Genomic DNA, 22878 nt, shown 5'->3' on the forward strand with positions numbered 1-22878 from the left:
CCGCCAAGGTGTTGTCCGCGCCCGCCACCGGCCCGCGGCGGCCTTTCTGGGGCGCGGCGAACACCTGGCCCCTCAGGCCGCGCGCGTCGAGCCAGGATCCGATGCGTTGCTCGCTGCGACCGTCACCGTAGACGTCGGCGGTGTCGTACATCGTGACGCCTGCCTCGAAGGAGGCGTCGAGCACCGCGCGGGCCGCGTCGTCGTCGACGTCACCCCAGTCGGCGCCCAACTGCCAGGTGCCGAGGCCGATGACCGAGACGGTGCGGCCGGTGCGGCCAAGGGTTCGAGTGTCCATACCTGAAGCCTAGATATCAGATGTTTCACCTGTCGCGGGCCCGGCATCGTGCACCGCTATGGTGGCGAAATGGCCAGCACCTACGACTTCACCCTGACCGGCGACCCGGGTGCCGCCCACCAGGTCGTGTTCGACGCCCTTGCGAGTCTCGGCCATCAGGCGGCTCCGCTCGCCGACGGCACCTTCGCCATCAGCCGAGGCAACGGCGCGGCGACGTTCTGGCTCGGCGCGTTCGCCGGCAAGAACTTCCACACCAAGTTCTCCCTTCAGTTCTTCGACGCGGAGGGCGGCACGGTCGCCCGGTTCACGCGGGTCGGTGCGCTCGGCGGGCTCAAGGGCGGCGTGATCGGCAACTCGAAGACGATCGACTTCTTCAACGAGGCGGCCCGCTCGATCGACGCGGCGGTTCGTCAGGCCGGCATCTTCGGAACCGTCACCGAGCACGCCTGAGCACATTCACCGCCGGCGCACATTCACCGCCCGGCGGCGCCGTCGGTGAGGGTGTCGAGAAGCCGTCGCGAGGGTAGTTCGCGTAGACGCCGCGGCATCACACGGGCCAGCACTCGCGCGACCTGCACGACGGCCCGACCGCGCCGCGGATGATCCGGCAGGCCGTAGGCGTCGCGCAGTCGCGGAGGCAGCAAGACCGCGGTGAACTCGCGGGCGGCGGGGAGCGCGAGGCGCAGCCACCATGGCGCCGCGCGCGCCGCGAGCAACTCGGCAGCGACGGCACGGGCGTCGTCGCCGACCTCGAGAGTGGGGAGCGTGGCGTCCCAGTAGCGGTCGAATGCGGCGCGATCGGCAGGCCAGGCGTTTGCCGGGAGCTGCAGCGACATCCCGAGTTCGCCGCTCGCCGCATGGGTCTCGGCGGCGAGGTCGGCCGCGAGGGGGCCGTACAGCAGTTCGTGCACCTGCACGCCGGTGTGGGCGAGCGTCGCGGTTACCCAGAGTTGCGGACCCGCATCGCGCGCGCCGGCGACCCGGGCGTGCGCCGAATCGACGTGTTGCACGGCGATGACCCGTTGCTGAGGGGAGCCCAGGTGCACCGCGTAGACGTAGGCGAGGGTACGTCGTAACCGACTGAGCGGGTCACGGGCGAAGGAACTGCTCTGGGCAACGCCCCGAGCGACGACCGGGTGGGCGAGCTGGAGCAGAATCGCAGCGAGCCCGCCGAGTACGAGCGACGAGTCGGCGGCGTAGCGCCGAAAGGCTTCGCTGTGGTCGGACATGGGCCCATGCTCGCAGGGGTAGGCTGTGCGAGGCTGAAAAGTATCTTGACGTCGAGGTATCTCGACATCGAGAGAAGACAGCCCCGCCACCAAACATCCGCTCCCCTCAACGGAAGAAGAAGTCCCGCGTGGATCTGTACGAGTACCAGGCCCGTGAGATGTTCGAGAAGCACGGTGTTCCCGTGCTCGCCGGCATCGTCGCCGAAACCCCCGCCGAGGTGCGCGCCGCAGCCGAGAAGCTCGGCGGCGTCACCGTCGTCAAGGCGCAGGTGAAGACCGGCGGCCGCGGCAAGGCCGGCGGCGTCAAGGTCGCGAAGACCCCGGAGGATGCCGAAGAGGCCGCGACGGCGATCCTCGGTCTCGACATCAAGGGCCACATCGTCAAGAAGGTCATGGTCGCGGCCGGCGCCGACATCAAGGAGGAGTACTACTTCTCGGTGTTGCTCGACCGAGCCAACCGCTCCTACCTGTCGCTCACCTCGTATGAGGGCGGCATGGAGATCGAGGTGCTCGCCGAAGAGCGACCCGAGGCGCTCGCGCGCATCGAGGTCGACCCAGTCGCCGGCATCGATCTGGCGAAGGCCACCGAGATCGCGACCGCCGCGAAGTTCCCGGCCGAGATCATCGACAAGGTCGCCTCGGTGATCGTGAAGCTGTACGGTGTGTTCGCCGCCGAAGACGCCACACTCGTCGAGGTGAACCCGCTCGTGCTCACCGGCGCCGGCGACATCGTCGCCCTCGACGGCAAGGTCTCCATCGACGAGAACGCCGAGTTCCGTCACCCGCACCACGTCGAGCTCGAGGACAAGGACGCAGCGGATCCGCTCGAGGCCAAGGCCAAGGCAATGGACCTGAACTACGTCAAGCTTGACGGCGAAGTTGGCATCATCGGCAACGGTGCAGGCCTGGTCATGTCGACCCTGGACGTCGTTGCCTACGCAGGCGAAAACCACGGCAACGTGAAGCCCGCCAACTTCCTGGACATCGGCGGCGGAGCCTCCGCCGAGGTCATGGCCGCAGGCCTGGACGTCATCCTGAACGACGAGCAGGTCAAGTCGGTCTTCGTGAACGTCTTCGGTGGAATCACCGCGTGTGACGCCGTTGCCAAGGGCATTGTCGGCGCACTCGCCGAGCTCGGTTCCGCAGCCAACAAGCCGCTGGTCGTGCGCCTCGACGGCAACAACGTCGAAGAGGGCCGCCGCATTCTTGCCGAAGCCAACCACCCGTTGGTCACCCTGGCAGCAACCATGGACGAGGGCGCCGACAAGGCCGCCGAGCTCGCCAACGCAGCGAAGTAAGTAGGGATACGCGAACATGAGCATTTACCTTAACAAGGACTCCAAGGTCATCGTTCAGGGCATCACCGGTGGCGAGGGTACCAAGCACACCGCACTGATGCTGAAGGCCGGCACCAACATCGTCGGTGGCGTCAACGCCCGCAAGGCCGGCACCACCGTGCTGCACGGCGACAAGGAAATCAAGGTCTTCGGCGCAGTGGCGGAAGCCATGGCCGAGACCGGCGCAGACGTTTCCATCGTCTTCGTTCCGCCGGCATTCACCAAGGATGCAGTCGTTGAAGCCATCGAGGCAGGCATCGGCCTGGTCGTTGTCATCACCGAGGGCGTTCCGGTTCAGGATTCGGCCGAGTTCTGGGCCCTGGCCCAGTCCAAGGTCGACGCCGACGGCAACCAGGTCACCCGCATCATTGGCCCGAACTGCCCCGGCATCATCACCCCGGGCGAGGCACTGGTCGGCATCACGCCGAACAACATTACCCAGAAGGGCCCGATCGGCTTGGTCTCCAAGTCCGGCACCCTGACCTACCAGATGATGTACGAACTGCGCGACCTGGGCTTCTCCACCGCCATCGGCATCGGCGGCGACCCGGTCATCGGCACCACCCACATCGACGCCCTGGCTGCGTTCGAGGCGGACCCGGAGACCAAGGCCATCGTCATGATCGGTGAAATCGGCGGCGACGCCGAAGAGCGTGCAGCCGATTACATCAAGGCCAACGTCACCAAGCCGGTTGTCGGCTACGTGGCAGGCTTCACCGCCCCCGAGGGCAAGACCATGGGCCACGCTGGCGCCATCGTCTCCGGCTCGGCCGGTACGGCTCAGGCCAAGAAGGAAGCACTTGAGGCTGCCGGCGTGAAGGTCGGCAAGACCCCGTCGGAAACCGCAACGCTGCTGCGCGAAGTTTTCGCCGCCCTCTAAGGCACCAACAGCATCCGCCGACGGCGGTCGACCCCCCGGTAACCCGGGAGGCCGACCGCCGTCGGTCTTTAAGCGCAGTCCGGCCCGGCCGACCTGATTCCCGCGGTGCGGGAGTACCGCTTGTGGGCAGTGCCGCGGCAATGACTAGGATGCGGGGACGAAAGTGTTCCCGGCATCGAAAGGCAGCCCGCTTCGCATCATGAAACGTTCCCTCACGCGGATCCCTGCAGCGCTCGCTCAACTGAACTTCAAGCCATTCCCGAAACCGGGCAGAAACCCTGCGGCAGGGGCGCTCACCATGGACGACCTGCGGCTGCTGGCCAGGCGCCGCACGCCCACCGCGGCCTTCGACTATGCCGACGGCGGCTCCTATTCCGAGGAGGCGCTGGACCGCAACTACCGCGCGTACCGGAATGTGGAGCTTGTCCCGGGGATCCTGCGCGACGTGAGCGTGGTGGATCCGGCCACGCGTGTGGCGGGATCGGACTTCTCGCTGCCGGTGGGCATCGCCCCCACGGGGCTGACCCGTCTGATGCACGCGGACGGCGAACGCGCGGGGGTCGCGGCCGCCGCCAAGTACAACATTCCTTTCACCCTGGCCACCATGGGCACGGTGTCCATCGAGGACACCGCCGCCGCGGCGCCGTCCGGGACCCGCTGGTTCCAGCTGTACCTGCGTCAGGACCGCGCACTGTCCCTGGACATGATGCGCAGGGCCCGGGCGGCCGGATACCGCGCCTTGGTCCTGACGGTGGACACGGCCGTCACCTCGACGCGCGTGCGCGATGCACGCAACGGCATGACCCTGCCGCCGACCCTCGGTGTGCGAACCATGCTTGATGCGCTCAGGCGCCCGGGCTGGTGCCTGGACTTCCTCACCACGGCGCCGCTGGAATTCACGAACTTTTCCGGGGAGACAGGAAATGTCAGCGCGCAGTTCAACACCATGTTTGACGCCTCGCTGAGCTATGCAGACCTCGGCTGGGTTCGGGAGGCCTGGCCAGGCACCCTGATCGTCAAGGGCGTGCAGGGGCCGGAGGACGCGGTGGAGTGCTTCGGTCACGGCGCCGACGGCGTGGTCGTCTCCAACCACGGCGGGCGCCAGCTGGATCGGGCCCCGGTGCCGCTGCTGCAATTGCCGGCCATCCGCGCGGCCGTCGGGCCGGGGAAGCTCCTCATTGCAGATTCGGGAATCATGAGCGGCGGCGACGTGGTGGCGGCGCTGGCGGCCGGCGCAAATTTCACGCTCATCGGCAGGGCCTACCTCTACGGGTTGATGGCCGGGGGACAGACAGGGGTTGAGCGCGCCCTGGAGATCCTCGAACGAGAGATCCGGCAGGCCATGGCCCTGCTCGGCGTGCGCACCCTTGATGAGCTTGGCCCCCGGCACGTGCGCCTCGGCACGGCGGACGCGTAGGGCGGGGATGACCCCTTCCAAACGCAAAATCGTGCGTTGCTCCCCCCGCAGCAAGGGGGAATAACGCACGATTTTCGCGTGCCTGCGGCACGTCGGCGGATCAGGCCGCGGTGACCTTCACCGGAATGGACTTCCAGCCGCGCAGGGTGGTGTGCAGGAACTGCTCGGGTTCGGCTGTGAGCTCCACGGACTTCACGCGCTTGGCGAACTCGGTGAGCAGCACATCCATTTCCAGGCGGGAGAGCGGCTGTCCGACGCATTGGTGGATGCCCATGCCGAAGGCCAGGTGCCCGCCGGCGGACCGCGTGATGTCGTACTCGTCGGCTCTCGGGCCCCATCGTTCGGCGTCGCGGTTGGCCGAGCCGACGAAGACCGCGACCTTGGTGTCCGCCGGCAGTGCCACCCCGCCCAGCACGGTGTCCCGCGAGGTGGTGCGGTAGAAGGACTGGAAGGGGGACTCGTAGCGGAAGGCCTCGTCGATGGCGAACTTCACCAGCTTCGGGCTCTGGTGCACCTTGGCGTATTCGCCGGGGTTGGAAACCAGGGCCAGCAACGTGGCACCCAGGGAGAAGATGGTGGTGTCCAGCCCGGCCGAGAGCATCGCCCTGACCAGCAGCGCGGCCTGGTCGGCGCTGATCTCCCCGCGGTCGGCGTACTCCCAGATCTGCGCGCCGAGCGAGCCGGGGGACAGGTTCGCACGGGCGGTGTTGGCCATGGCCCAGTCGTTCATCCCGGAGCCGGCCGCGAAGTGTTCGCGGGCCAGGGCGGTGTCGGGACCGAAGGTGGAGAAGTTCGCTGCTCCCAGCGCCGGCAGGTTCTCGGCCCTGCCCTCGCGCGGGATGCCGACCGCGTCGCCGAAGACGCGCAGCGGGAAGACCTCGGCCATGTCTTTGATCAGGTCGAAGCTGCGGGCCTCCAGCAGGGAATCGACCAGTTCGGTGGCGTAGGCCTCAAAGCCGGCGCGCAGCGAGCGGACCCCGCGCGGGGAAATGACCCCGGCCATGGCGTGGCGCATATCGGTGTGGATCGGCGGGTCGGACTCCATGATGCCCTGGGCGCGCCAGCTGGGTTCGTGGTGCAGGTTTTTCGGCCCGGCCCCGGCACCTGAGATGAAGGTACGGTAGTCGTCAAGGACCTCCTTGCATTCGGCGAAGCGGGTGACCGCGTGCAGGCCGTGCTCCTGCATCATGACCACCGGGCCCGCGGCACGCATCTTCGCGAACAGCGGGTACGGGTCGGACAGGTGCTCCGGTGAGTATGGGTCTTGGGTGCAGACCGGGGCCGTCGATGCGGCAAGGACGGATTCCATGGGGGCCTCCTGCGGATAGGGGTGAATGACACCCAACCTAGCGAGGCGCGGGAACGCCGGTTAATCTGATTCCCATTATGCGAGAATCGAGATTGTCCTCCCCGGATGAACCATGGAACATCAATCCCATGCCGCAGGAATGTGCGGACCATCACATCCGATTGGGGGAAGGGAGTGGACATGTCATCCTCGTTTGAGCGCGGGCTGAAAATTCTGGCGGAAATCACGGCCAGCGGCGAGACCACGGTGGATGCCGTGTCCCTCAAGCTGGGCATTCCCCCCAGCAGCGCGTACCGGTACTTCAAGGTCTTGCGCGAGCAGGAGTTCGTGTCCGAGGAGGACGGACGCTACCGTCCGGGCCGTGCGCTGCTGCACATGTCCGGCCAGCACCTGGCCCAGTCCTATCTGGCCGAGGTCGGCAACGCGGTGTTGCGTTCCATCGTCGAGCAGGTCGGTGAAACCGCGGTGATGATCGTGCGGATCGGAGACCATGCAATGTGCCTGCGCCGTGCCGAACCGGACAAGTCGCTGAAGTACACCTTCGCGGTCAACGAATTGCTGCCCCTTTACGCCGGGGCCGGGCAACGCATGATGCTCGCCTGGGCGCCCCCGGAGGTCGTGCGCCAGGTCTTGGCCGGACCGATGACCCGCTTCACCCCCAATACCATGGGCCCGGAACAGATCCTGTCCACCATCTCTCAGATCCGCTCCACCGGAGTGGTCCTTTCCAGGGGCGAGCTCGACGAGGGCTCGGTGTCCGTCGCCATTCCGGTGTTCAGCCGCGGCGAAGTGGTCTGCTCATTGAATGTGGCCGGACCCGAGGGCCGCTGCGGATCCAAGCTTTGGATCGCCTCGACGCTGAAGGCCATGCGCGAGGCGGCCACCAACCTCACGGACTTGCTGCAAGCCAGCACCCCGAACAAATCAACCAGGGAGACCCTTGATGACTACAGCAGTATTGCCTGAGACCTCACCGGTGCGGATCGGTATCCACCGGACAACCCTCGAGGACCTGATCCAGGTTGCCCGCCACCGCCGCCCGGTGGCCATCGACGAGGCGGTCTTCGAGGTCATGGAACCGTCCCGGAACTGGCTACAGGGCGTCGTGGATTCGATGGGCCCGGGCAAGGACACCCCGCCGATCTACTCCATCAATACCGGTTTCGGTTCCCTGGCAGGACGCCGCGCTTTCTCCGAACCTGCCGACGCCGCCGAGCTCTCGCGCCGCCTGGTGCTTTCCAACGCCGCGGGCGTGGGCCGCTACGTCGACGAAGAAGTGGTCCGCGCGACCATGTTCATCCGCATCGTCTCGCTCGCCCAGGGCTTCTCCGGCATCCGCCCGGAAATCGTCACCACGCTCGTGGACATGCTCAACGCCGGGGTCTGCCCGGCCATCCCCGAGTACGGTTCGCTCGGTGCCTCCGGGGACCTGATCCCGCTGGCCCACGTGGCCATCGTGATGTCCCGCCCGCACACCGGTGTGGACATCGAACTGGACTCCGGCGAAGCGATGCTCGAGGGCAAGGTCGTCTCCGGGATCAAGGCCATGGAAGCGGCCGGGATCGAACGCCTGCCGCTGGGGGCCAAGGACGGACTGGCACTGCTCAACGGCACGTCCTTCTCCACCGCCCAGGCCGCACTGGCCCTTTATGACGCGCAGAACCTGCTCGAGACCGCACAGATCACCGCGGCCATGAGCATCGAGGCGCTGATGGGCTTCGGGGACGCGTTCATCGACGAACTGCACCAGGCCCGTGGCCAGCGTGGCCAGATCGAGGTCGCCGCCCGCATCCGCGAACTGCTCGACGGATCCACCCTGATCGACGGAAACGCCACCACCGACCCGGTGCGCCAGCCCCCTCAGGACGCCTACTCGCTGCGCTGTGTCCCGCAGGTCTTCGGCCCGATCAAGGACACGCTGGCCTTTGCCGCCGGCATCCTGGAAAACGAGATCAACGCGGCCACCGACAACCCGCTGATCTTCCCCTCGCTGCCCGACACCCGCTCGCTGAAAGCCGTGTCGGGAGGCAACTTCCACGCCGAGTATGTGGCCTTCGCCGCGGACTTCATCTCGATCGCTGTCACCGAGATCGGAAACATCACCGAGCGACGGCTCTTCCGCCTGGATGACGGCACACTGAACCGCGGGCTGCCGGACATGCTCATCGACTCCGAACAGACAGGCATGGACTGCGGCTACATGCTCCCGCAGTATCTGGCCGCGGCCCTGGTCTCGGACTGCAAGACCCTCGCCCACCCGGACTCGGTGGATTCCATCCCGACCTGCGCCAACCAGGAAGACCACGTGTCCATGGCGAACAACGCCGGACGCCACACCCGGCAGATCGTGGCGAACATCGAATCGGTGGTCGGCATCGAACTGCTCATGGCGGCCCAGGCCCTCGAACTGCGCCTGGGACTCGAGGCCACCGCCGACGCCCGCCTGAGCCCGGCCGCCGCCGCGGCCCTGGCCCTGGTCCGCGGAACCTCCTCGGATGACGGCCGGCCCATCGACCACATCCGCGCCGACGTCGTCATGTACCCCAGGATCCGCAAGGCCCTGGAGCTGGTCCATGACGGAACGGTCGTGAACACGGTCAACCAGGCGCTCGCCGGCTAACGCCGGAGGCACGACACACCTCGAAAAACACCCCCGGTCCACCGGCACCTTGCCGGTGGGTTGGATCGGTGCACCCAAAAACATCCCGTCAACGACGACGGGACCCCTGAAAAGAAGTTCCACGAGCAGCAAGCACAAGGGAGTTCGCATCATGAAGAACACGAATCGCACCATCCGTTCAACCGCCCTCGGCGCCCTGGCCATTGCCGCCCTGCTCGGCGTCAGCGCCTGCGGCGGAGTAGCCGAGGCGGAAAAGCCGGCCGCCACCGACAACTCGGCCCCGCTGTTCAAGGAACTGCCCCAGAAGGTCCAGAAGTCCGGCGCCATCAACGTGGCCAGCAACGTGGAATACCCGCCGTTCGAGTCCTACGCCACCGACGGCACCACCATCATCGGCATCGACCGCGACATCGCCGACGCCCTGGAAAAGCAGCTCGGAGTCACCATGGACTTCGACAACATCGCCTTCGACGCGATCATCCCCGGCCTCTCCTCGGCCCGCTACGACATGGCCATGTCAGCGATGTCCGACACCGTGGAACGCCAGAAGGCCGTGAACTTCCTGGACTACTTCTCCGCCGGCGGCGGGGTCATGACCTCGACCGCGAACGCCGAGAAGTTCAAGACGCTTGATGACCTGTGCGGTACCCACGTGGGCATCGTCAAGGGGACCACCGAGGACGCCGACGCCGCAGGTGCCTCCAAGAAGTGTGAGGAGGCGGGCAAGGAAAAGATCGAGGTGACGATCTTCGCGGGACAGAACCAAGCGGTGCTGGCCCTGCAGTCCAACCGCGTGGATGTCTTCCTGGTCGACTCGACCTCGGGTTCGGTCATCGCCGCGGAGTCCAAGGGCGCGCTGGCGATGGGCGAGCGCTACCAGGACCTGGCCTTCGGCATCGTCTTCCCCAAGGACCAGGAACAGCTGATGGGTGCCATCCAGAAGGGACTGGAGGCCATCAAGGCCGACGGGACCTATGACAAGATCCTGGCCGACTACGACATGGCCGACCACTCCATGGAAACCTTTGAGGTCAACGGGGTCAAGGAATGACCCAGGTGGCAGCCGTCGCCGAACGGCGACGCAATGAGGAACCCGAACTGAGGGTCGTTCCGGCCCGCTTCGTTGGCCGCTGGGTGGCCGCCGTGGCCGTGGTGGGCATCCTGGCGATGGCCATCTACGCGATGTTCACCAACGAGCGTTTCCACTGGGACGTGGTCGGCGAATACCTCTTCGCCGCACCGGTGCTCTCGGGGCTCGGCAAGACGCTGATGCTCACCGGGATTTCGATGCTCATCGGGGTCCTGCTGGGCATCGTGGTGGCAGTGTGCAGGCTCTCGAGCAACCCGATCCTGTCCACCGCGGCCTGGGCATACTCGTGGTTCTTCCGCGGTACCCCGCTGATGGTGCAGCTGCTGTTCTGGTTCTTCCTGGCGGCGCTGATCCCCACCATCGTGCTCGGCGTCCCGTTTGGGCCGGAGCTGCTGAGCATCGACACGAACTCGGTCATTTCCCCGTTCACCGCGGCCCTGCTGGGCCTGAGCCTGAACGAGGGCGCCTACATGGGCGAGATCGTGCGATCCGGGATCCGGGCCATCCCGTCTGGGCAGACCGAGGCCGCCAAGGCCATCGGCATGTCGCGGTTGCAGACCATGCGCCGGGTCGTGCTGCCACAGGCTATGCGCGTGATCATCCCGCCGACCGGCAACGAGACCATCGGCATGCTCAAGTACACCTCGCTGGTGATCGTGATCGGCTACTCCGAGCTGCTCACCAGCGTCTCGATCATCTATTCGCGCAACTTCCAGACCATCCCGCTGCTGATCGTCGCGGCGATCTGGTACCTGGCGGTCACCGCGGTGTTATCGGTCGGACAGCACTTCATCGAGCGGCACTTCGAACGCGGCTTCACCCCGATGAAGGGCAAGAAGCCGCCCACCCCGGGACCCATCGACGCCATCGGTCCGGCCGCCGGGGAACCCGCCGCTGCCCCGGCCAACGAATCGGAATTGGAGCCCACCAAATGAGTGAACCCATGTTGCGGGCACGCAACGTCCGCAAGTCCTTCGGGCACCTGGAAATCCTCAAGGGCATCTCCCTGGAGGTGCAGGCCGGGCAGGTCGCCTGCCTGCTGGGCCCCTCGGGCTCGGGCAAGTCGACGTTCCTGCGCTGCATCAACCACCTAGAGAAGATCAATGACGGGGAATTGTGGGTGGCCGGGGAACGCATCGGCTACCGCCGTTCCGGCAGCAAGCTGCACGAATTGAAGGAAAACCAGACCGCGAAGCAGCGCGCCGCGGTCGGCATGGTGTTCCAGCAATTCAATCTGTTCCCGCACCGCACGGCCCTGGAAAACGTGATCGAGGGACCGGTCATCGTGCAGAAACGCAACAAGGCCCAGGTCCTGCGCGAAGGCATGGAACTGCTGGACCGGGTCGGGCTGGCCGACAAGTACAAGCATTACCCCGCCCAGCTCTCCGGAGGCCAGCAGCAGCGCGTGGCGATCGCCCGCGCGCTGGCCCTGAAGCCGCGGTTGATGCTCTTCGACGAGCCGACCAGCGCTCTGGACCCGGAACTGGTCGGGGAGGTGCTGGACGTGATGGGCTCGCTGGCGGCCTCGGGCATGACCATGATCGTGGTCACCCACGAAATGGGCTTCGCCAAGGAGGTCGGCGACGTCGTGCACTTCATGGCCGACGGGCAGCTGGTGGAGTCCGGAAGCCCCCGGCAGGTGCTTGAGAACCCACGTGAAACCCGAACCCAGGCGTTCCTCTCCAAGGTCCTGGCCTAGCTGGCTCGGGCACACCACCAAGGCAACCCCCTGAACGGAGCAAGACAATGAGCATGCATACCGGCATTTGCGCCGGACCGGTGCCGCGCCCCGTCGTGGCCACGCTACAGCGCTACTCGCGGGCCGCCGGCCTGGACACCGTGCGCTGGGTGGGGTCCTCGAACGAGTCGTGCACCTCCCCGTCCCCGGCGGCCGTTGCCGCCATGGCGAAGGCCGCGGCCGGCGCCAACCGCTACCCTGGCATCGCCGGGGACAAGCTGGTCGCGGCAATCGCTTCCGGCCTGGGCCTGGACCCGGGACGGGTCGTGGTGGGCGGCGGATCCCTGGCCCTGCTGGGGCAGGTGCTCGATGCCTACGCACCAGCCGGATCCACCGTGGTGCATGCGTGGCGCAGCTACGAGGCGTACCCGATCCTGATTGCCCTGGCCGGCGCCGAATCGCTGCCCGTGCCCCTGGACGGGTCCCACCGGCACGACCTGGACGCCATGGGCAAGGCGGTCACCGACGAGACCCGCATGGTGCTGCTGTGCAACCCGAACAACCCGACGGGCACGGTGATGGACGCCGGTGAGCTCGCGGCGTTCCTGGACAACATTCCGCGGCACGTGCTGGTGGTGCTCGATGAGGCCTACCGGGAGTTCGCCGAAGCGGAAATCGACTCTCGGCACCTGCTGGATTCCCACCCGAACCTGGTCATCCTGCGGACCTTCTCCAAGGCCTACGGGCTGGCCGGGGCCAGGGCAGGATACCTGCTGGCCAGCGCGGGCATCGCGGCGAACATCCGTGCCGTTGCCCCGCCGTTCGGGCTCAGTTCGCTGGCCGAGGCCGGCGCGGCCGCGGCCTGGTCCGACAGCGCCCACCTGGCCGCAACGGTGTCCGGGGTCGTGGCGGAGCGCGCGTACCTGCACGAGGGGTTGCTCGCCCGCGGGCTGCCCGTGCCACCCAGCGGCGGGAACTTCGTGTGGATCCCCGCCGGACCGCGCTCGCTGGAGCTGGAGGCCGGCTGCGTGGCCAGGGGCGTCTCGGTGCGTGCCTTCCCGGGCTCGGGGGTGCGGGTGACCATCTCCGTGCGCGAGGCCTCCGATGCGGTGCTGGCCGCCCTCGACTCGCTGGATCCCACCCTGCCGGGCATCCCGGCTTCGCACAGCGCGGCATCGTCCGCGGGAACACATCACAGCACTGGAGGTGCATCGTGACCATGACAATCGACACCGGACTGGATCCTGATTCCAAGGCCCTTCTGGGCATCGGGACAGACGGCTTCTTCGAGGTGGAGGTCGCCGAGATCCGCACCGAATCCAATGGCGTGCTCTCCCTGCATTTGGCCCACCCGGCGGCCCTGGCGCTGCCGGGCTGGACCCCGGGATCGCACATCGACGTGCTGCTGCCCAACGGGCTGCTGCGCCAGTACTCGCTGTGCTCCGAGGCCGGGGCGCAGCGCTGGCGGCTGGGGGTGCTGCGCGAGCCGGCCGGCCGCGGCGGCTCCGCATACGTGCACGACGACCTGCGGCCCGGGGCCCGGATCAAGGTCCGCGAACCGCGCAACAACTTCGGGCTGAAGCCGGCCCCGGAATACCTGTTCATTGCCGGGGGCATCGGAATTACCCCGATCCTGCCGATGCTCGCCGCGGCCGAGGAATCCGGGGCCCCATGGCGACTGGTCTACCTGGGCCGGAGCCTGAAATCGATGGCGTTCACCGCCGAGCTGGCCCGATATGGGGACAAGGTGCACCTGCATGCCGACGACACCGCCGGGCTCTACCCGCTGAAGGAACTGCTGGGGGATGCGGAAGCAGCGTTCCACACCTATGCCTGTGGCCCGGGCCCGCTGCTGGACTTCATTGCGTCGCTGGCCGCCGGTTGGGGGGACAAGACCCGGTTCCACCTTGAGCGGTTCGTGGCCGACCCGGCCGCCACCGCCCCGGCCGCCGGGGACCACGAGTTCACCGTGGAAACCACCGACGGCGTCGAGGTGCAGGTGCCGGTGGGCACCAGCATCCTGGATGCGCTCGCGGAGGCAGGTGTTCCTGTGCTGAACTCCTGCCGGGAGGGGATCTGCGGGACCTGCGAGACCCCGGTGGTGTCGGGGGAGATCGACCACCGGGACTCGCTGCTTTCCGAGGAGGAACGTGATGCGGGGGACACCATGATGATCTGCGTGTCCCGTTGCAAGGGGTTGCGCGTGATCCTGGACATCTAGCGTGGGGTCGCGCAGCTGAGGTTCCAAAACGGCCGGGGGTCCTGGAACCTCAGGCGCGCAATCGGAAGAACGAGCTGCCGACCAGCTCGTGCGCCCCGGGCAGCAGGAGGACGAGCAGCTCGGGGTTGAACTGGACCTCGACGGGGCCGCGGCCCTCCAGCGCCGCCGAGAGCTTGTGCGGGGCCAGCGCCTCGAGCACCCATTCGTCGGGCCCGGCGCCCACGTGGACCAGGCCGGTCTCGGTGTCGAGGTCGAGCCACGCGGTGATCCAGTCGCCGGCGAAGCGCGGCAGCGGGTTCCTGGTCGGGGAAGAAATCAGGGTGGGGCTGTACATGATGTGCACACGTCCTTGAAGCTAGTTGTCCTTGCCCTCGCGTGCGGAATGCGCGAAAGGGCCGCTTCGTCATCCGAACCACCCGCCGTGCAACTATGGGGTTGGCGTCTGGTCAGTCGGAGCTTTGCGCAAGGGCAACCAGAACTCGTGAAGCTGTACCCACCCTACGGTGAAACGGCGACACTTTGCCACCACTGGCTTGCGGGGAGCAACAAACTGACATCTATGACGGCGAGTGACCCTGCCTACCGAATCGGGTTCACTTCACCGCCGTCATCGGCTCCTGCTGGGTGATGCAGTGGATGCCGCCGCCGCGGGCGAACAGCTCGCGGGCATCGACGCCCACGACCTTGCGGCCAGGGTAGGCATCGGCCAACACTGCGAGGGCCTTCTCGTCGTTGGGGTCGTTGAAGGTGCAGGCCACCACTCCGTCGTTGATGACCAGGTGGTTGATGTAGCTGTAGTCGACGAATCCCTCCGCATCGCGCAGCGCCGCGGGGGCAGGAACCTCGATGACGGTGAACTCGCGGCCCTTCGCATCGCTGGCGCCGTGGAAGGATGCAGCGATTTCCCGGCTGACCGCGTAGTCCGGGTGCTCGGGGTTGTCCTGCATGTGCACCAGCACTGTTCCGGGGGAGGGAATCGTTGCGGCGATGTCCACGTGTCCGCGGGTGCCGAACTCCTCGCTGTCGCGGGTCAGCCCGCGCGGGAGCCAGTGCACCTTGGTGGTGCCGAGGGTGCGCGCGAATTCCGCCTCGACCTCGGCCTTGGTGATGCCGGGGTTCCGCCCCGGATCCAACTGGACGGTCTCGGTGGCCAGCACCAAGCCCTGTCCGTCGACGTGGATGCCGCCGCCCTCGTTGACCAGGGTCGAGGCGATGCGGGGCACGCCTGCCCACTCGGCCACCCGCTTGCCGATCAATTCGTCCTTGTCCCAGGCCGCCCAGTCCTGGGCGCCCCAGCCATTGAATACCCAGTCGATGGCCGCGAGCCCGCCGGTTTCGTCGGTGACGAAGGTAGGCCCGATGTCGCGCATCCACGCGTCGTTGAGTTCGGCAGTGCGGATCTCGATGCGTTCATCGAGGTAGTCTGCGGCAATCCCCACGTCTTTGGGGTCCACCACCATGATGACCGGGGCGAACCCTGCCACCGCGTGGGCCACGTTGGCCCAGGTCGAACGTGCCGCGTGGGCTTCTGCCTCGGTGTCGCCCAGCGTGTATCCCTCATGGGGGAAGGCCATCCAGACGCGCTTCTGGGCCGAGGTCTCGGCGGGCATTGACCAGCTCATGATGCGTGCTCCTGCAAGGTCAGTGGTGCGCGATGCAACAGTGCCCGCCAAGGGGGCGCATGGGATCGGCGTCACACTAAATGAATGTCGTTCGTTTATTATGGTGGCTGCCCGAAGCTAGCGCAAGGGGCGGTCGCTTCGGCGGGAGGCCGGCGCTTGCTTCCGGGCGACCGCAACCGACCGGGCATAAGGTGGAAGCGATAGCTGCCAACCACCTTGCGGAGGAACACATGCGCGCCACCCTGATCCACGGACCGCGGGACATCCGCGTCGAGGACTGCCCCGAGCCCACCTTGCTCGCCGACACCGACGCCATCGTGGGCGTCACCGCGGCCTGCGTGTGCGGCTCGGACCTGTGGCCTTACCGCGGGGTCAGCCCGACGCCCAAGCCCCGGCGCATCGGCCACGAATTCATCGGCCGCATCGAAGCGGTCGGCGATGAGGTCTCAACCCTGGCCGTGGGCGACTTCGTGGTTGCCCCCTGGGCCAACAGCTGCGGCAGCTGTCCGCCGTGCCGCGACGGCGTACAAGTCGCCTGCGAGCACCGGGCCCACTGGGGTGGAAGCGACGAAAACGGTCTCCCCGTGGACGGCGGACAGGGCGAAGTGGTGCGGGTGCCCAACGCGGAGGGCACGCTGGTCACGGTCCCCGGGGTCACCGATCCCGACGAAGCGCTTTCCAAGTCGCTGCTGGCGCTCTCGGACGTCATGGGTACCGGACACCACGCCGCGCTCGGCGCCCGGGTTGAGCCCGGCCGAAGCGTGGTCGTGGTCGGCGACGGGGCCGTGGGGCTGTGCGGGGTGCTCGCGGCCAAGCGGCTGGGAGCCACGCGCATCATTGCCATGTCCCGGCACACGGACCGCGCGGCGCTGGCCAGGGAGTTCGGGGCCACCGACGTGGTAGCCGAACGCGGGGCCGAGGCGGCGGCCAAGGTGCGCGAACTGCTCGGGGGCGTGCTGGCGGACTCGGTGCTCGAATGCGTGGGCACCGCCGAATCAATGGACCAGGCGCTGCGCTGCACCCGCCCCGGCGGGGCGCTGGGCTTCGTGGGAGTCCCGCACGGGGAGAACCCGCTGCCCATCTCGGTGCTGTTTTCCAAGAACATCTCGGTGGCCGGCGGGGCTGCCAGCACCCGGGCATACCTGCCCGAGCTTCTCGCCGACGTGCTGGACGGGAGCATTGATCCGGGCAGGGTCTTCGATGCGGTGATGGGCCTCGAACGGGCGCCGGAAGCATATGCGGCGATGGACGAGCGCCGCGCAATCAAGGTAATGCTCGTTCCTTAGCGGCGGTATCGCGGGCGGTGGCGCGATTCCCTGGGGGGAGCGGCGCAACCGGCCGCTGTCGGCCTGGTGACCGGCCGATCCGTGGACGTCACCCCCCCCGGGGTGACGAGGAGCCGCACGCATCCCGCGACTGGCGGGTGGCCCTCGAACGGCTTCGCGGTGCTAGTTGCGGCTACGCCCGCGAGTCCGGTGTTGCAAGTCTCACGGAACAGAGTCTTGCCATCGTGATCATTTTGTGACATTTGCGGCGATGTACTAGCGTTGGTCACCGATGCCCGCTTTTACTGAAAATCATGTCCTAGGATCGTCAAACGCAACTAGTGAACCCGTTTTCGTCGACCCGTCTGGTCGACGCCTTCAGCGGGCCAAGAAGGTCGGCGTCGTGGTCATCGGGCTGATGTTCTTCTATGTGCTGCTGCTCCTGTTCGCGTTCCTTGGCGGTTCCACCATTGCGGCACCGACCTTGCCCCCGGCGGCCAAATCTGGAGCGGTTTCGGCAGGGCAGGAACCATCGACAAAACCGCGCCAAAGCTCATCGCCGGCACCCTCACAGGCAGCAATGAGTCAAGAGGCAGCACCTGCGCCGGCCACTCGCGCCGCAGAAACCACTGCAGCGGCTGAAACCACCGCCAGCACCGCGGATCCCGACGACTCCACTGGTACGGAGACCTCGCCGAGCATCGATCCCACGAGCACCGGACCCACAAGCACCGACCCGAGCCCCAGCAGCGGGTCGACCGCCCCGGCAACGAGCGAAACAGCACCGGGCAGAAGCGCGGCCGCCCCGGGCCATGGCGGCACCGGCCCGGCCAAGCCAACCCAGCCGTCCCGCCCGTGAGCACTGGACGCAGGTCCGCCCGCGCAGGTGGCATCGGGGCGCACTGGTTTCTCATGGTGACGGTCGTGCTGACGCTGGGGCTGTCAATGGCGGTGCAGGGGTACATGAACCATTTGTCCGGCATCGACGAACCCCGCGTGCCGGCGAGCCATGCCACCGTGAACGTCCCCGGGGCCGTTGCCGAAGGGGGCCCGATTGTGGACCCCCGTGGCGACAACGTCCGCACGGCGACCCCGGCCGACCATACCGTGGCGTTGACGTTCGACGACGGGCCGGACCCGGTATGGACGCCTCGAATCCTGGATGTCCTGCGCGATCACGGGGTCCACGCCACCTTCTTCGTTACCGGCTCCGCGGCGATCAAACATCCCGAAATCGTTCGGCGCATGGCCACCGAAGGCCACGAGATCGGCATCCAAACACTCACGCACACCGACCTGTCCGTGTCTCCCTCGTGGCGGCGCCAGCTCGAGATCAGGGGTGCCCAGAAGGTCGTTGCGGGCATCACGGGGCACTCGCCGTCCTTGTTGCGTCCGCCGCACAGCTCCGACAATGAAACCACCACCGACGGTCAATGGTCGGCCATGGACGCCGCCGCGGACCAGGGGTTCCTCACGGTTCTCAGTACCGTCAACAGTGGTGACTGGCGTCGCCCCGGCACGGAGGTGATCACGGGCCTCTTGCTGCAGCCGGGCGTTCGGGGGCAGGTCGTCCTGATGCATGACGGCGGAGGAAACCGGACCCAGACAGTTGAGGCCCTGTCATCGGCACTGGAGCGACAGGCGAAGTCAGGCCACCGCTTCACCACGGTCGGTGACTCCATCGGTGTGGACAGCACCCGAGAAGCATCCGTCGGGGACACCCTCCTCGGGACTGCATTTGTCTGGGGGATCCGATTCACCGACGCCGTGGTCATGGCCATTTCGTGGGGTCTCGTTGCCGCCGGGGTGGCGACGCTCCTGAGGGCGGTTCTCGTGATGGTTGTCGCCTCCCGGCACCGCCGCGCCGAGCGGCGAAAACGCGAGGCCGAGCGGGACCGCGGCTGGTTCGAGCACCCGATGCGCACCGAGGTGATCGAACCCGTCAGCGTGATCGTCCCCGCCTACAACGAATCGGCCGGCATCGAAGCCGCAGTGCGATCCATCGCCGCCTCGAGCCACCCGGTGCAGGTCATCGTCGTCGATGACGGGTCCACGGACGACACCGCCGACATCGTCGAGGCGCTCGGACTGCCGAATGTCGAGCTCATCCGCAAGGAGAACGGCGGGAAGCCCTCGGCCCTGAATGCCGGCATTGCCGCGGCCAGGCACGACCTGGTGGTGATGGTCGACGGCGACACCGTCTTCGAGCTCGACACCGTCCAGGTGCTCATCCAGCGTTTCGCCGATCCGCAGGTGGGTGCCGTCTCGGGCAACACCAAGATCGCCAACCGCGGCGGCATCCTCGGCGCGTGGCAGCACATCGAATATGTCGTCGGGTTCAACCTGGACCGCCGCCTGTTCGACGTCGCCGAATGCATGCCCACCGTTCCCGGCGCGATCGGTGCGTTCCGCCGCGAGGCCCTGGCCCGGGTTGGCGGAGTCAGCAACGACACCCTGGCCGAGGACACCGATCTGACCATGGCCTTGTGCCGCGATGGCTGGCGGGTCGTGTACGAGGACGACGCACTGGCCTGGACCGAGGCGCCGGCCACCCTAGGGGCCCTGTGGAAACAGCGGTATCGCTGGTGCTACGGCACGTTGCAGGCCATGTGGAAGCATCGCGGGGCCGTCGTCCAGGGAGGTGCGGCCGGCAAACTCGGGCGCCGGGGGCTCGGCTACCTGCTGGTCTTCCAGGTGCTGCTTCCGCTCTTCGCGCCCGTTGTCGACGTCTTCGCCATCTACGGCCTGGTGTTCCTGGATCCCGTCCGGATCGCCGTGGTCTGGATGCTCTTCCTGCTAATCCAATTCATCATGGCCGCCTATGCATTCAGGCTCGACCGCGAGCCGCTGCGCGCCCTGTGGACGCTCCCGCTGCAGCAGTTCGTCTATCGGCAACTCATGTATCTCGTGGTGATCCAGTCGGTGGTCACCGCCTTGGCGGGCGTTCGCCTGCGATGGCACCGGATGGAGCGGTACGGCAGCCTGCGCGTCCCGATGGCGACCCAGGAGCGGTCGTAGGATAACGATCCGCCCGCCCGCCCTGCCCGAACGCGCGGGCACCGCACCCGACCTGCTGACTTCGACGCGGTCATGGACCTTGACCGGGAGCCGGAGGACTACGGGGCCATGAACGGGCGCCCCGCGGTCAGGGTGATGCTCGTTCCGTAACCTGGCGGCCGGCGGCGGCTGTATATTTGTTTACGGGGCGCGTGTCAAATATCATACTTATTGGTACTTTTGGCGATCATGAATGAAGCCAATGCCCCGCCGGCGCAAGACGCCGCTGGGAGCCATGATTTTCGGCCATTTGGGCCGGTAGCACACCTCAAAGGAGCGGTATGTCTGTCAGCACCCCCGCGTCGCACCATCTGGGTGACGACACCATAGATCCGTACGCGTTGGATCCCGCCTCGATCCAGGATCCGCCCACCCGCTGGCGGGACAGGTTCAAGTTCCTGGGCCCGGGCATGATCACCTCGGCCGCCGTCGTCGGTTCCGGCGAGCTGCTCACTGCCACGACCCTCGGCGCCAAGGCCGGCTTCATGCTGCTGTGGCTGGTGCTGGCCTCCACCTTCATCAAGGTGTGGGTGCAGATCGAATTGGGCCGCTGGTCAATCTCCACCGGCAAGGTCGCGGTGACCGGCTACGACGAGGTCCCGCCGCGGATCGGCAAGCGCGGCTGGATGGCCTGGCTCATCCTGCTGATGTTCCTGCAGTTCCTGACCAGCCAAGCCGGCGTCATCACCGCCTCGGCCTTCGCCTTCTCCTCGCTGATGCCCTTCGGGCCCGACCCGTACTCGTTCATGTCGATCGGGATCTGGGTGGCCATCCTGGTGGTCATCGCCATCGCGATCCACCTGGGCAACAAGTACGTCGTGGTCGAGGGCCTCTCCACGGTGCTGGTCTTCCTGGTGACGATCTTCGCCGTGGTGATGGTCTTCGCCATCCAGGGCACCGAATTCAGCTGGAACGCCGGGGACCTGGCCGACGGCATGCGCTTCCAGATCGCGCTGGGCTCCATGGGAATTGCCCTGTCGATGTTCGGGCTCACCGGCGTTGGCGCCGGCGAAATCACCGCCTACACCTACTGGTGCGTGGAAAAGGGCTACGCCGCCTGGACCGGCCCGAACGACGGCTCCGAGGCCTGGGTCAAGCGCGCCCGCGGCTGGATCTCCGTGATGAAGCTCGACGCCTGGGTCTCCTGGGTCGTCTACACCGTTTCCACCGCCGCGCTGTACATGCTCGGCGCCGCCGTGTTGCACCCGCAGGGCCTGGAGCCCAAGGGCGACGAGGTCATGACGACGATCTCGTCCATCTTCTCCACCAACGTCGGCCAATGGGGAGCCGTGGTGTTCCTGGTCGGCGCCGGCATCGCACTGTTCAAGACCATCATCGCCAACGTCCCGTCCCTGGGCCGCCAGGTCGCCAACACCCTTGCGGTGTTCGGCGCCTTCGACTGGAACAACAGGAAGCAGCGCGACCGCTGGATGCGCGTGATCATGATCGTGCTGCCCATCGTCTGGGGCCTGTTCGGCACCGTCGTCTCCTCGCCGCTGGCCCTGGTGGTCTTCGCCGGAATCCTCAACGCCATCTTCCTGATGGGCGTCGCCGCGGCAACCATCTACCTCTCGCACAAACAGACAGACCCGCGGGTCAAGGACGGCAAGGCCTTCACGGCCATGCTGATCCTCTCCGCAGCCGCCGTGTTCTTCGTCGGCGTCATGGGTCTTGTCAACATGTTCTAGTCCGCCTCACGGCGCAGTATCAAGGAGTACCTTTCACATGCAGGCAGTAGTTGTGCACGGCAAGGACGACCTGAGGGTCGAGAACATCGCGGACCCCGTCTGCGGCGACGCCGAGGTCCTGGTGGCCATGGAGTGGGGAGGGATCTGCGGTTCGGACATCGCCTACTGGAAGTCAGGGGCCTCGGGCACCGCGGTTCTTTCCTCGCCCCTGGTCCTGGGCCACGAGGTCTCCGGCACGGTGGCCCAGCTCGGCAGCGATGCCGCCGCGTCGCTTGCGGCACGCGGGATCCAGGTCGGCACCTCGGTGACGATCCACCCCGCGACGCTGGTTGGCGAGCACGACGTACCCGCGGAAACCGCGGACCGCACCAACCTGTGGCCCGAGGTGCGCTACTTCGGCTCCGCGGCGTTCGAGCCCCACGAGCAGGGCGGCTTCAGCCGCTTCCGCGCGGTGCGCCCGGACCAGCTGCGCGTCGTGCCCGCCGGGGTCTCGCTCAAGCAGGCCGCGCTGGCCGAGCCCTTCGCCGTGGCACTGCACGCGGTGGCCCGGGCCGGGGACGTGAGCGGGAAAACCGTGCTGGTCAACGGCGCCGGCCCCATCGGTGCACTCGCGGTTGCAGCGGCCAAATCCGCCGGCGCCGCACGCGTCATCGCCGCTGACCTCTCCGCCGCCGCCCTGGACATCGCCGCGCGGATGGGTGCGGACCAGTGCGTGAACCCTGCCGCAGGAGGCGTGCTGCCCACCGACGTCGATGTGGCGATCGAGGCCTCCGGCGCCCCGCGCGCGCTGGGCCCGGTCATCGCCGCGGTGCGCCGCGGCGGGGTCATGGTGCAGGTCGGGAACCTGCCCGCCGGGGAAATCTCCGCGGCCCTGGGGAACATCGTGACCCGCGAGATCGACTACCGCGGATCGTACCGCTTCGTCGAGGAGATCTCCCAGGCCCTCGAACTCATGGCCGCAGGCATCGACCTTTCCCCGCTGATGACCCACGAGGTCCCGTTGGCCAAGGCCCTGGACGGGTTCGCGCTTGCAGCAGACCGTTCCTCGGGCTCCTCGAAGGTCATGATTTTCCTGGGCTGAAATTCCTGGGCCGATGCCCTTAAACGCCGTGGGCCCCCCCCAAAGAAGGGGGGGGGCCCCCGGTGGGTTTGTGCAGTTTAAATGGGCCA

The 22878-nt window shown here is 67.2% G+C and carries 21 protein-coding genes and 1 riboswitch; of the genes, 16 read left to right on the forward strand and 5 right to left on the reverse strand.

Annotated elements, in window-relative coordinates; genetic code table 11:
• A partial coding sequence (locus tag ACLQ7E_RS10615; protein WP_411732543.1) for an aldo/keto reductase occupies positions 1-295 on the reverse strand: 295 nt, incomplete at its 3' end.
• A 69-nt stretch (positions 296-364) separates the two neighbouring features.
• Here ACLQ7E_RS10615 and ACLQ7E_RS10620 point away from each other — a divergent pair.
• Positions 365-745 carry a hypothetical protein gene (locus ACLQ7E_RS10620; protein ID WP_411732544.1) on the forward strand — a complete coding sequence of 127 codons (381 nt, stop codon included), beginning with the start codon at positions 365-367 and terminating at the stop codon, positions 743-745.
• Positions 746-768: 23 nt separating this feature from the next.
• Here ACLQ7E_RS10620 and ACLQ7E_RS10625 read toward each other — a convergent pair whose 3' ends face one another.
• Entirely contained in the window at positions 769-1524 is a 756-nt protein-coding gene (locus ACLQ7E_RS10625) for an oxygenase MpaB family protein (protein ID WP_411732545.1), read from the reverse strand.
• 128 nt (positions 1525-1652) lie between these two features.
• Between ACLQ7E_RS10625 and sucC the strand changes: the two genes are divergently transcribed.
• The 3 genes from sucC (at position 1653) to ACLQ7E_RS10640 (ending at position 5158) form a co-directional block, all read left to right on the forward strand.
• The gene (gene sucC / locus ACLQ7E_RS10630; protein WP_411732546.1) at positions 1653-2822 is read left to right on the forward strand and encodes an ADP-forming succinate--CoA ligase subunit beta; all 1170 of its coding nucleotides are present in this window, start codon (positions 1653-1655) and stop codon (positions 2820-2822) included.
• A gap of 16 nt (positions 2823-2838) precedes the next feature.
• Positions 2839-3741, forward strand: coding sequence for a succinate--CoA ligase subunit alpha (sucD, locus tag ACLQ7E_RS10635; protein ID WP_411732547.1), 903 nt, complete (start codon positions 2839-2841; stop codon positions 3739-3741).
• A 199-nt stretch (positions 3742-3940) separates the two neighbouring features.
• Positions 3941-5158: an alpha-hydroxy-acid oxidizing protein gene (locus ACLQ7E_RS10640; protein ID WP_411732548.1), complete on the forward strand. Its 1218-nt coding sequence runs from the start codon at positions 3941-3943 to the stop codon at positions 5156-5158.
• Between the two features lie 100 nt (positions 5159-5258).
• Here ACLQ7E_RS10640 and ACLQ7E_RS10645 read toward each other — a convergent pair whose 3' ends face one another.
• Complete coding sequence (locus ACLQ7E_RS10645; RefSeq protein ID WP_411732549.1) at positions 5259-6467, reverse strand: cytochrome P450; 1209 nt, start codon at positions 6465-6467, stop codon at positions 5259-5261.
• 180 nt (positions 6468-6647) lie between these two features.
• Between ACLQ7E_RS10645 and ACLQ7E_RS10650 the strand changes: the two genes are divergently transcribed.
• The 7 genes from ACLQ7E_RS10650 (at position 6648) to ACLQ7E_RS10680 (ending at position 14076) form a co-directional block, all read left to right on the forward strand.
• On the forward strand, positions 6648-7433 hold the full coding sequence (locus ACLQ7E_RS10650; RefSeq protein WP_411732550.1) for an IclR family transcriptional regulator: 786 nt from the start codon (positions 6648-6650) through the stop codon (positions 7431-7433).
• Positions 7411-9087 (forward strand): HAL/PAL/TAL family ammonia-lyase, encoded by a 1677-nt coding sequence (gene hutH, locus ACLQ7E_RS10655; protein WP_411732551.1) that lies wholly within the window; start codon positions 7411-7413, stop codon positions 9085-9087. The genes ACLQ7E_RS10650 and hutH overlap by 23 nt, the downstream gene beginning before the upstream one ends.
• 151 nt (positions 9088-9238) lie before the next feature.
• Positions 9239-10138, forward strand: a complete 900-nt coding sequence (locus ACLQ7E_RS10660; RefSeq protein ID WP_411732552.1) for an ABC transporter substrate-binding protein — start codon at positions 9239-9241, stop codon at positions 10136-10138.
• A complete protein-coding gene (locus ACLQ7E_RS10665) occupies positions 10135-11112 on the forward strand; it encodes an amino acid ABC transporter permease (protein ID WP_411732553.1) in 978 nt (325 codons plus the stop codon). Before ACLQ7E_RS10660 ends, ACLQ7E_RS10665 begins: the two co-directional genes overlap by 4 nt.
• Positions 11109-11876, forward strand: a complete 768-nt coding sequence (locus ACLQ7E_RS10670) for an amino acid ABC transporter ATP-binding protein (RefSeq protein ID WP_411732554.1) — start codon at positions 11109-11111, stop codon at positions 11874-11876. Before ACLQ7E_RS10665 ends, ACLQ7E_RS10670 begins: the two co-directional genes overlap by 4 nt.
• 47 nt (positions 11877-11923) lie before the next feature.
• Positions 11924-13072, forward strand: a complete 1149-nt coding sequence (locus ACLQ7E_RS10675; RefSeq protein WP_411732555.1) for an aminotransferase class I/II-fold pyridoxal phosphate-dependent enzyme — start codon at positions 11924-11926, stop codon at positions 13070-13072.
• Between the two features lie 2 nt (positions 13073-13074).
• Positions 13075-14076: a PDR/VanB family oxidoreductase gene (locus ACLQ7E_RS10680; protein WP_411732563.1), complete on the forward strand. Its 1002-nt coding sequence runs from the start codon at positions 13075-13077 to the stop codon at positions 14074-14076.
• A gap of 49 nt (positions 14077-14125) precedes the next feature.
• Here the strand turns inward: ACLQ7E_RS10680 and ACLQ7E_RS10685 are convergent, their stop codons facing one another.
• Together ACLQ7E_RS10685 and ACLQ7E_RS10690 are read right to left on the reverse strand one after the other, a co-directional pair.
• Positions 14126-14410 carry a hypothetical protein gene (locus ACLQ7E_RS10685; RefSeq protein ID WP_411732556.1) on the reverse strand — a complete coding sequence of 95 codons (285 nt, stop codon included), beginning with the start codon at positions 14408-14410 and terminating at the stop codon, positions 14126-14128.
• Positions 14411-14432: 22 nt separating this feature from the next.
• Positions 14433-14563, reverse strand: a riboswitch (SAM riboswitch).
• A gap of 106 nt (positions 14564-14669) precedes the next feature.
• A complete protein-coding gene (locus ACLQ7E_RS10690; RefSeq protein ID WP_411732557.1) occupies positions 14670-15698 on the reverse strand; it encodes an agmatine/peptidylarginine deiminase in 1029 nt (342 codons plus the stop codon).
• A 230-nt stretch (positions 15699-15928) separates the two neighbouring features.
• Between ACLQ7E_RS10690 and ACLQ7E_RS10695 the strand changes: the two genes are divergently transcribed.
• From ACLQ7E_RS10695 to ACLQ7E_RS10715, 5 genes are all read left to right on the forward strand, one after another.
• On the forward strand, positions 15929-16984 hold the full coding sequence (locus ACLQ7E_RS10695; protein WP_411732558.1) for a zinc-dependent alcohol dehydrogenase family protein: 1056 nt from the start codon (positions 15929-15931) through the stop codon (positions 16982-16984).
• A gap of 382 nt (positions 16985-17366) precedes the next feature.
• Entirely contained in the window at positions 17367-17822 is a 456-nt protein-coding gene (locus ACLQ7E_RS10700) for a hypothetical protein (RefSeq protein ID WP_411732559.1), read from the forward strand.
• Positions 17819-19981: a bifunctional polysaccharide deacetylase/glycosyltransferase family 2 protein gene (locus ACLQ7E_RS10705; protein WP_411732560.1), complete on the forward strand. Its 2163-nt coding sequence runs from the start codon at positions 17819-17821 to the stop codon at positions 19979-19981. Before ACLQ7E_RS10700 ends, ACLQ7E_RS10705 begins: the two co-directional genes overlap by 4 nt.
• Before the next feature lie 320 nt (positions 19982-20301).
• A complete protein-coding gene (locus tag ACLQ7E_RS10710) occupies positions 20302-21708 on the forward strand; it encodes an Nramp family divalent metal transporter (RefSeq protein ID WP_411732561.1) in 1407 nt (468 codons plus the stop codon).
• Between the two features lie 37 nt (positions 21709-21745).
• Positions 21746-22789, forward strand: a complete 1044-nt coding sequence (locus ACLQ7E_RS10715) for an L-idonate 5-dehydrogenase (protein WP_411732562.1) — start codon at positions 21746-21748, stop codon at positions 22787-22789.
• Positions 22790-22878: the final 89 nt, after the last annotated feature.

Origin of the sequence: Paeniglutamicibacter sp., from assembly GCF_046714615.1 — a bacterium.
Classification (GTDB): Bacteria; Actinomycetota; Actinomycetes; order Actinomycetales; family Micrococcaceae; genus Paeniglutamicibacter.

Excerpts from the sequence above, each read along its gene's own strand:
- ACLQ7E_RS10620 (WP_411732544.1), top strand. The coding sequence starts at position 365 with ATGGCCAGCACCTACGACTTCACCCTGACCGGCGACCCGGGTGCCGCC.
- ACLQ7E_RS10625 (WP_411732545.1), bottom strand. The coding sequence starts at position 1,524 with ATGTCCGACCACAGCGAAGCCTTTCGGCGCTACGCCGCCGACTCGTCG.
- sucD (WP_411732547.1), top strand. The coding sequence starts at position 2,839 with ATGAGCATTTACCTTAACAAGGACTCCAAGGTCATCGTTCAGGGCATC.
- ACLQ7E_RS10640 (WP_411732548.1), top strand. The coding sequence starts at position 3,941 with ATGAAACGTTCCCTCACGCGGATCCCTGCAGCGCTCGCTCAACTGAAC.
- ACLQ7E_RS10645 (WP_411732549.1), bottom strand. The coding sequence starts at position 6,467 with ATGGAATCCGTCCTTGCCGCATCGACGGCCCCGGTCTGCACCCAAGAC.
- ACLQ7E_RS10650 (WP_411732550.1), top strand. The coding sequence starts at position 6,648 with ATGTCATCCTCGTTTGAGCGCGGGCTGAAAATTCTGGCGGAAATCACG.
- hutH (WP_411732551.1), top strand. The coding sequence starts at position 7,411 with ATGACTACAGCAGTATTGCCTGAGACCTCACCGGTGCGGATCGGTATC.
- ACLQ7E_RS10660 (WP_411732552.1), top strand. The coding sequence starts at position 9,239 with ATGAAGAACACGAATCGCACCATCCGTTCAACCGCCCTCGGCGCCCTG.
- ACLQ7E_RS10665 (WP_411732553.1), top strand. The coding sequence starts at position 10,135 with ATGACCCAGGTGGCAGCCGTCGCCGAACGGCGACGCAATGAGGAACCC.
- ACLQ7E_RS10670 (WP_411732554.1), top strand. The coding sequence starts at position 11,109 with ATGAGTGAACCCATGTTGCGGGCACGCAACGTCCGCAAGTCCTTCGGG.
- ACLQ7E_RS10675 (WP_411732555.1), top strand. The coding sequence starts at position 11,924 with ATGAGCATGCATACCGGCATTTGCGCCGGACCGGTGCCGCGCCCCGTC.
- ACLQ7E_RS10680 (WP_411732563.1), top strand. The coding sequence starts at position 13,075 with ATGACAATCGACACCGGACTGGATCCTGATTCCAAGGCCCTTCTGGGC.
- ACLQ7E_RS10685 (WP_411732556.1), bottom strand. The coding sequence starts at position 14,410 with ATGTACAGCCCCACCCTGATTTCTTCCCCGACCAGGAACCCGCTGCCG.
- ACLQ7E_RS10690 (WP_411732557.1), bottom strand. The coding sequence starts at position 15,698 with ATGAGCTGGTCAATGCCCGCCGAGACCTCGGCCCAGAAGCGCGTCTGG.
- ACLQ7E_RS10695 (WP_411732558.1), top strand. The coding sequence starts at position 15,929 with ATGCGCGCCACCCTGATCCACGGACCGCGGGACATCCGCGTCGAGGAC.
- ACLQ7E_RS10710 (WP_411732561.1), top strand. The coding sequence starts at position 20,302 with ATGTCTGTCAGCACCCCCGCGTCGCACCATCTGGGTGACGACACCATA.
- ACLQ7E_RS10715 (WP_411732562.1), top strand. The coding sequence starts at position 21,746 with ATGCAGGCAGTAGTTGTGCACGGCAAGGACGACCTGAGGGTCGAGAAC.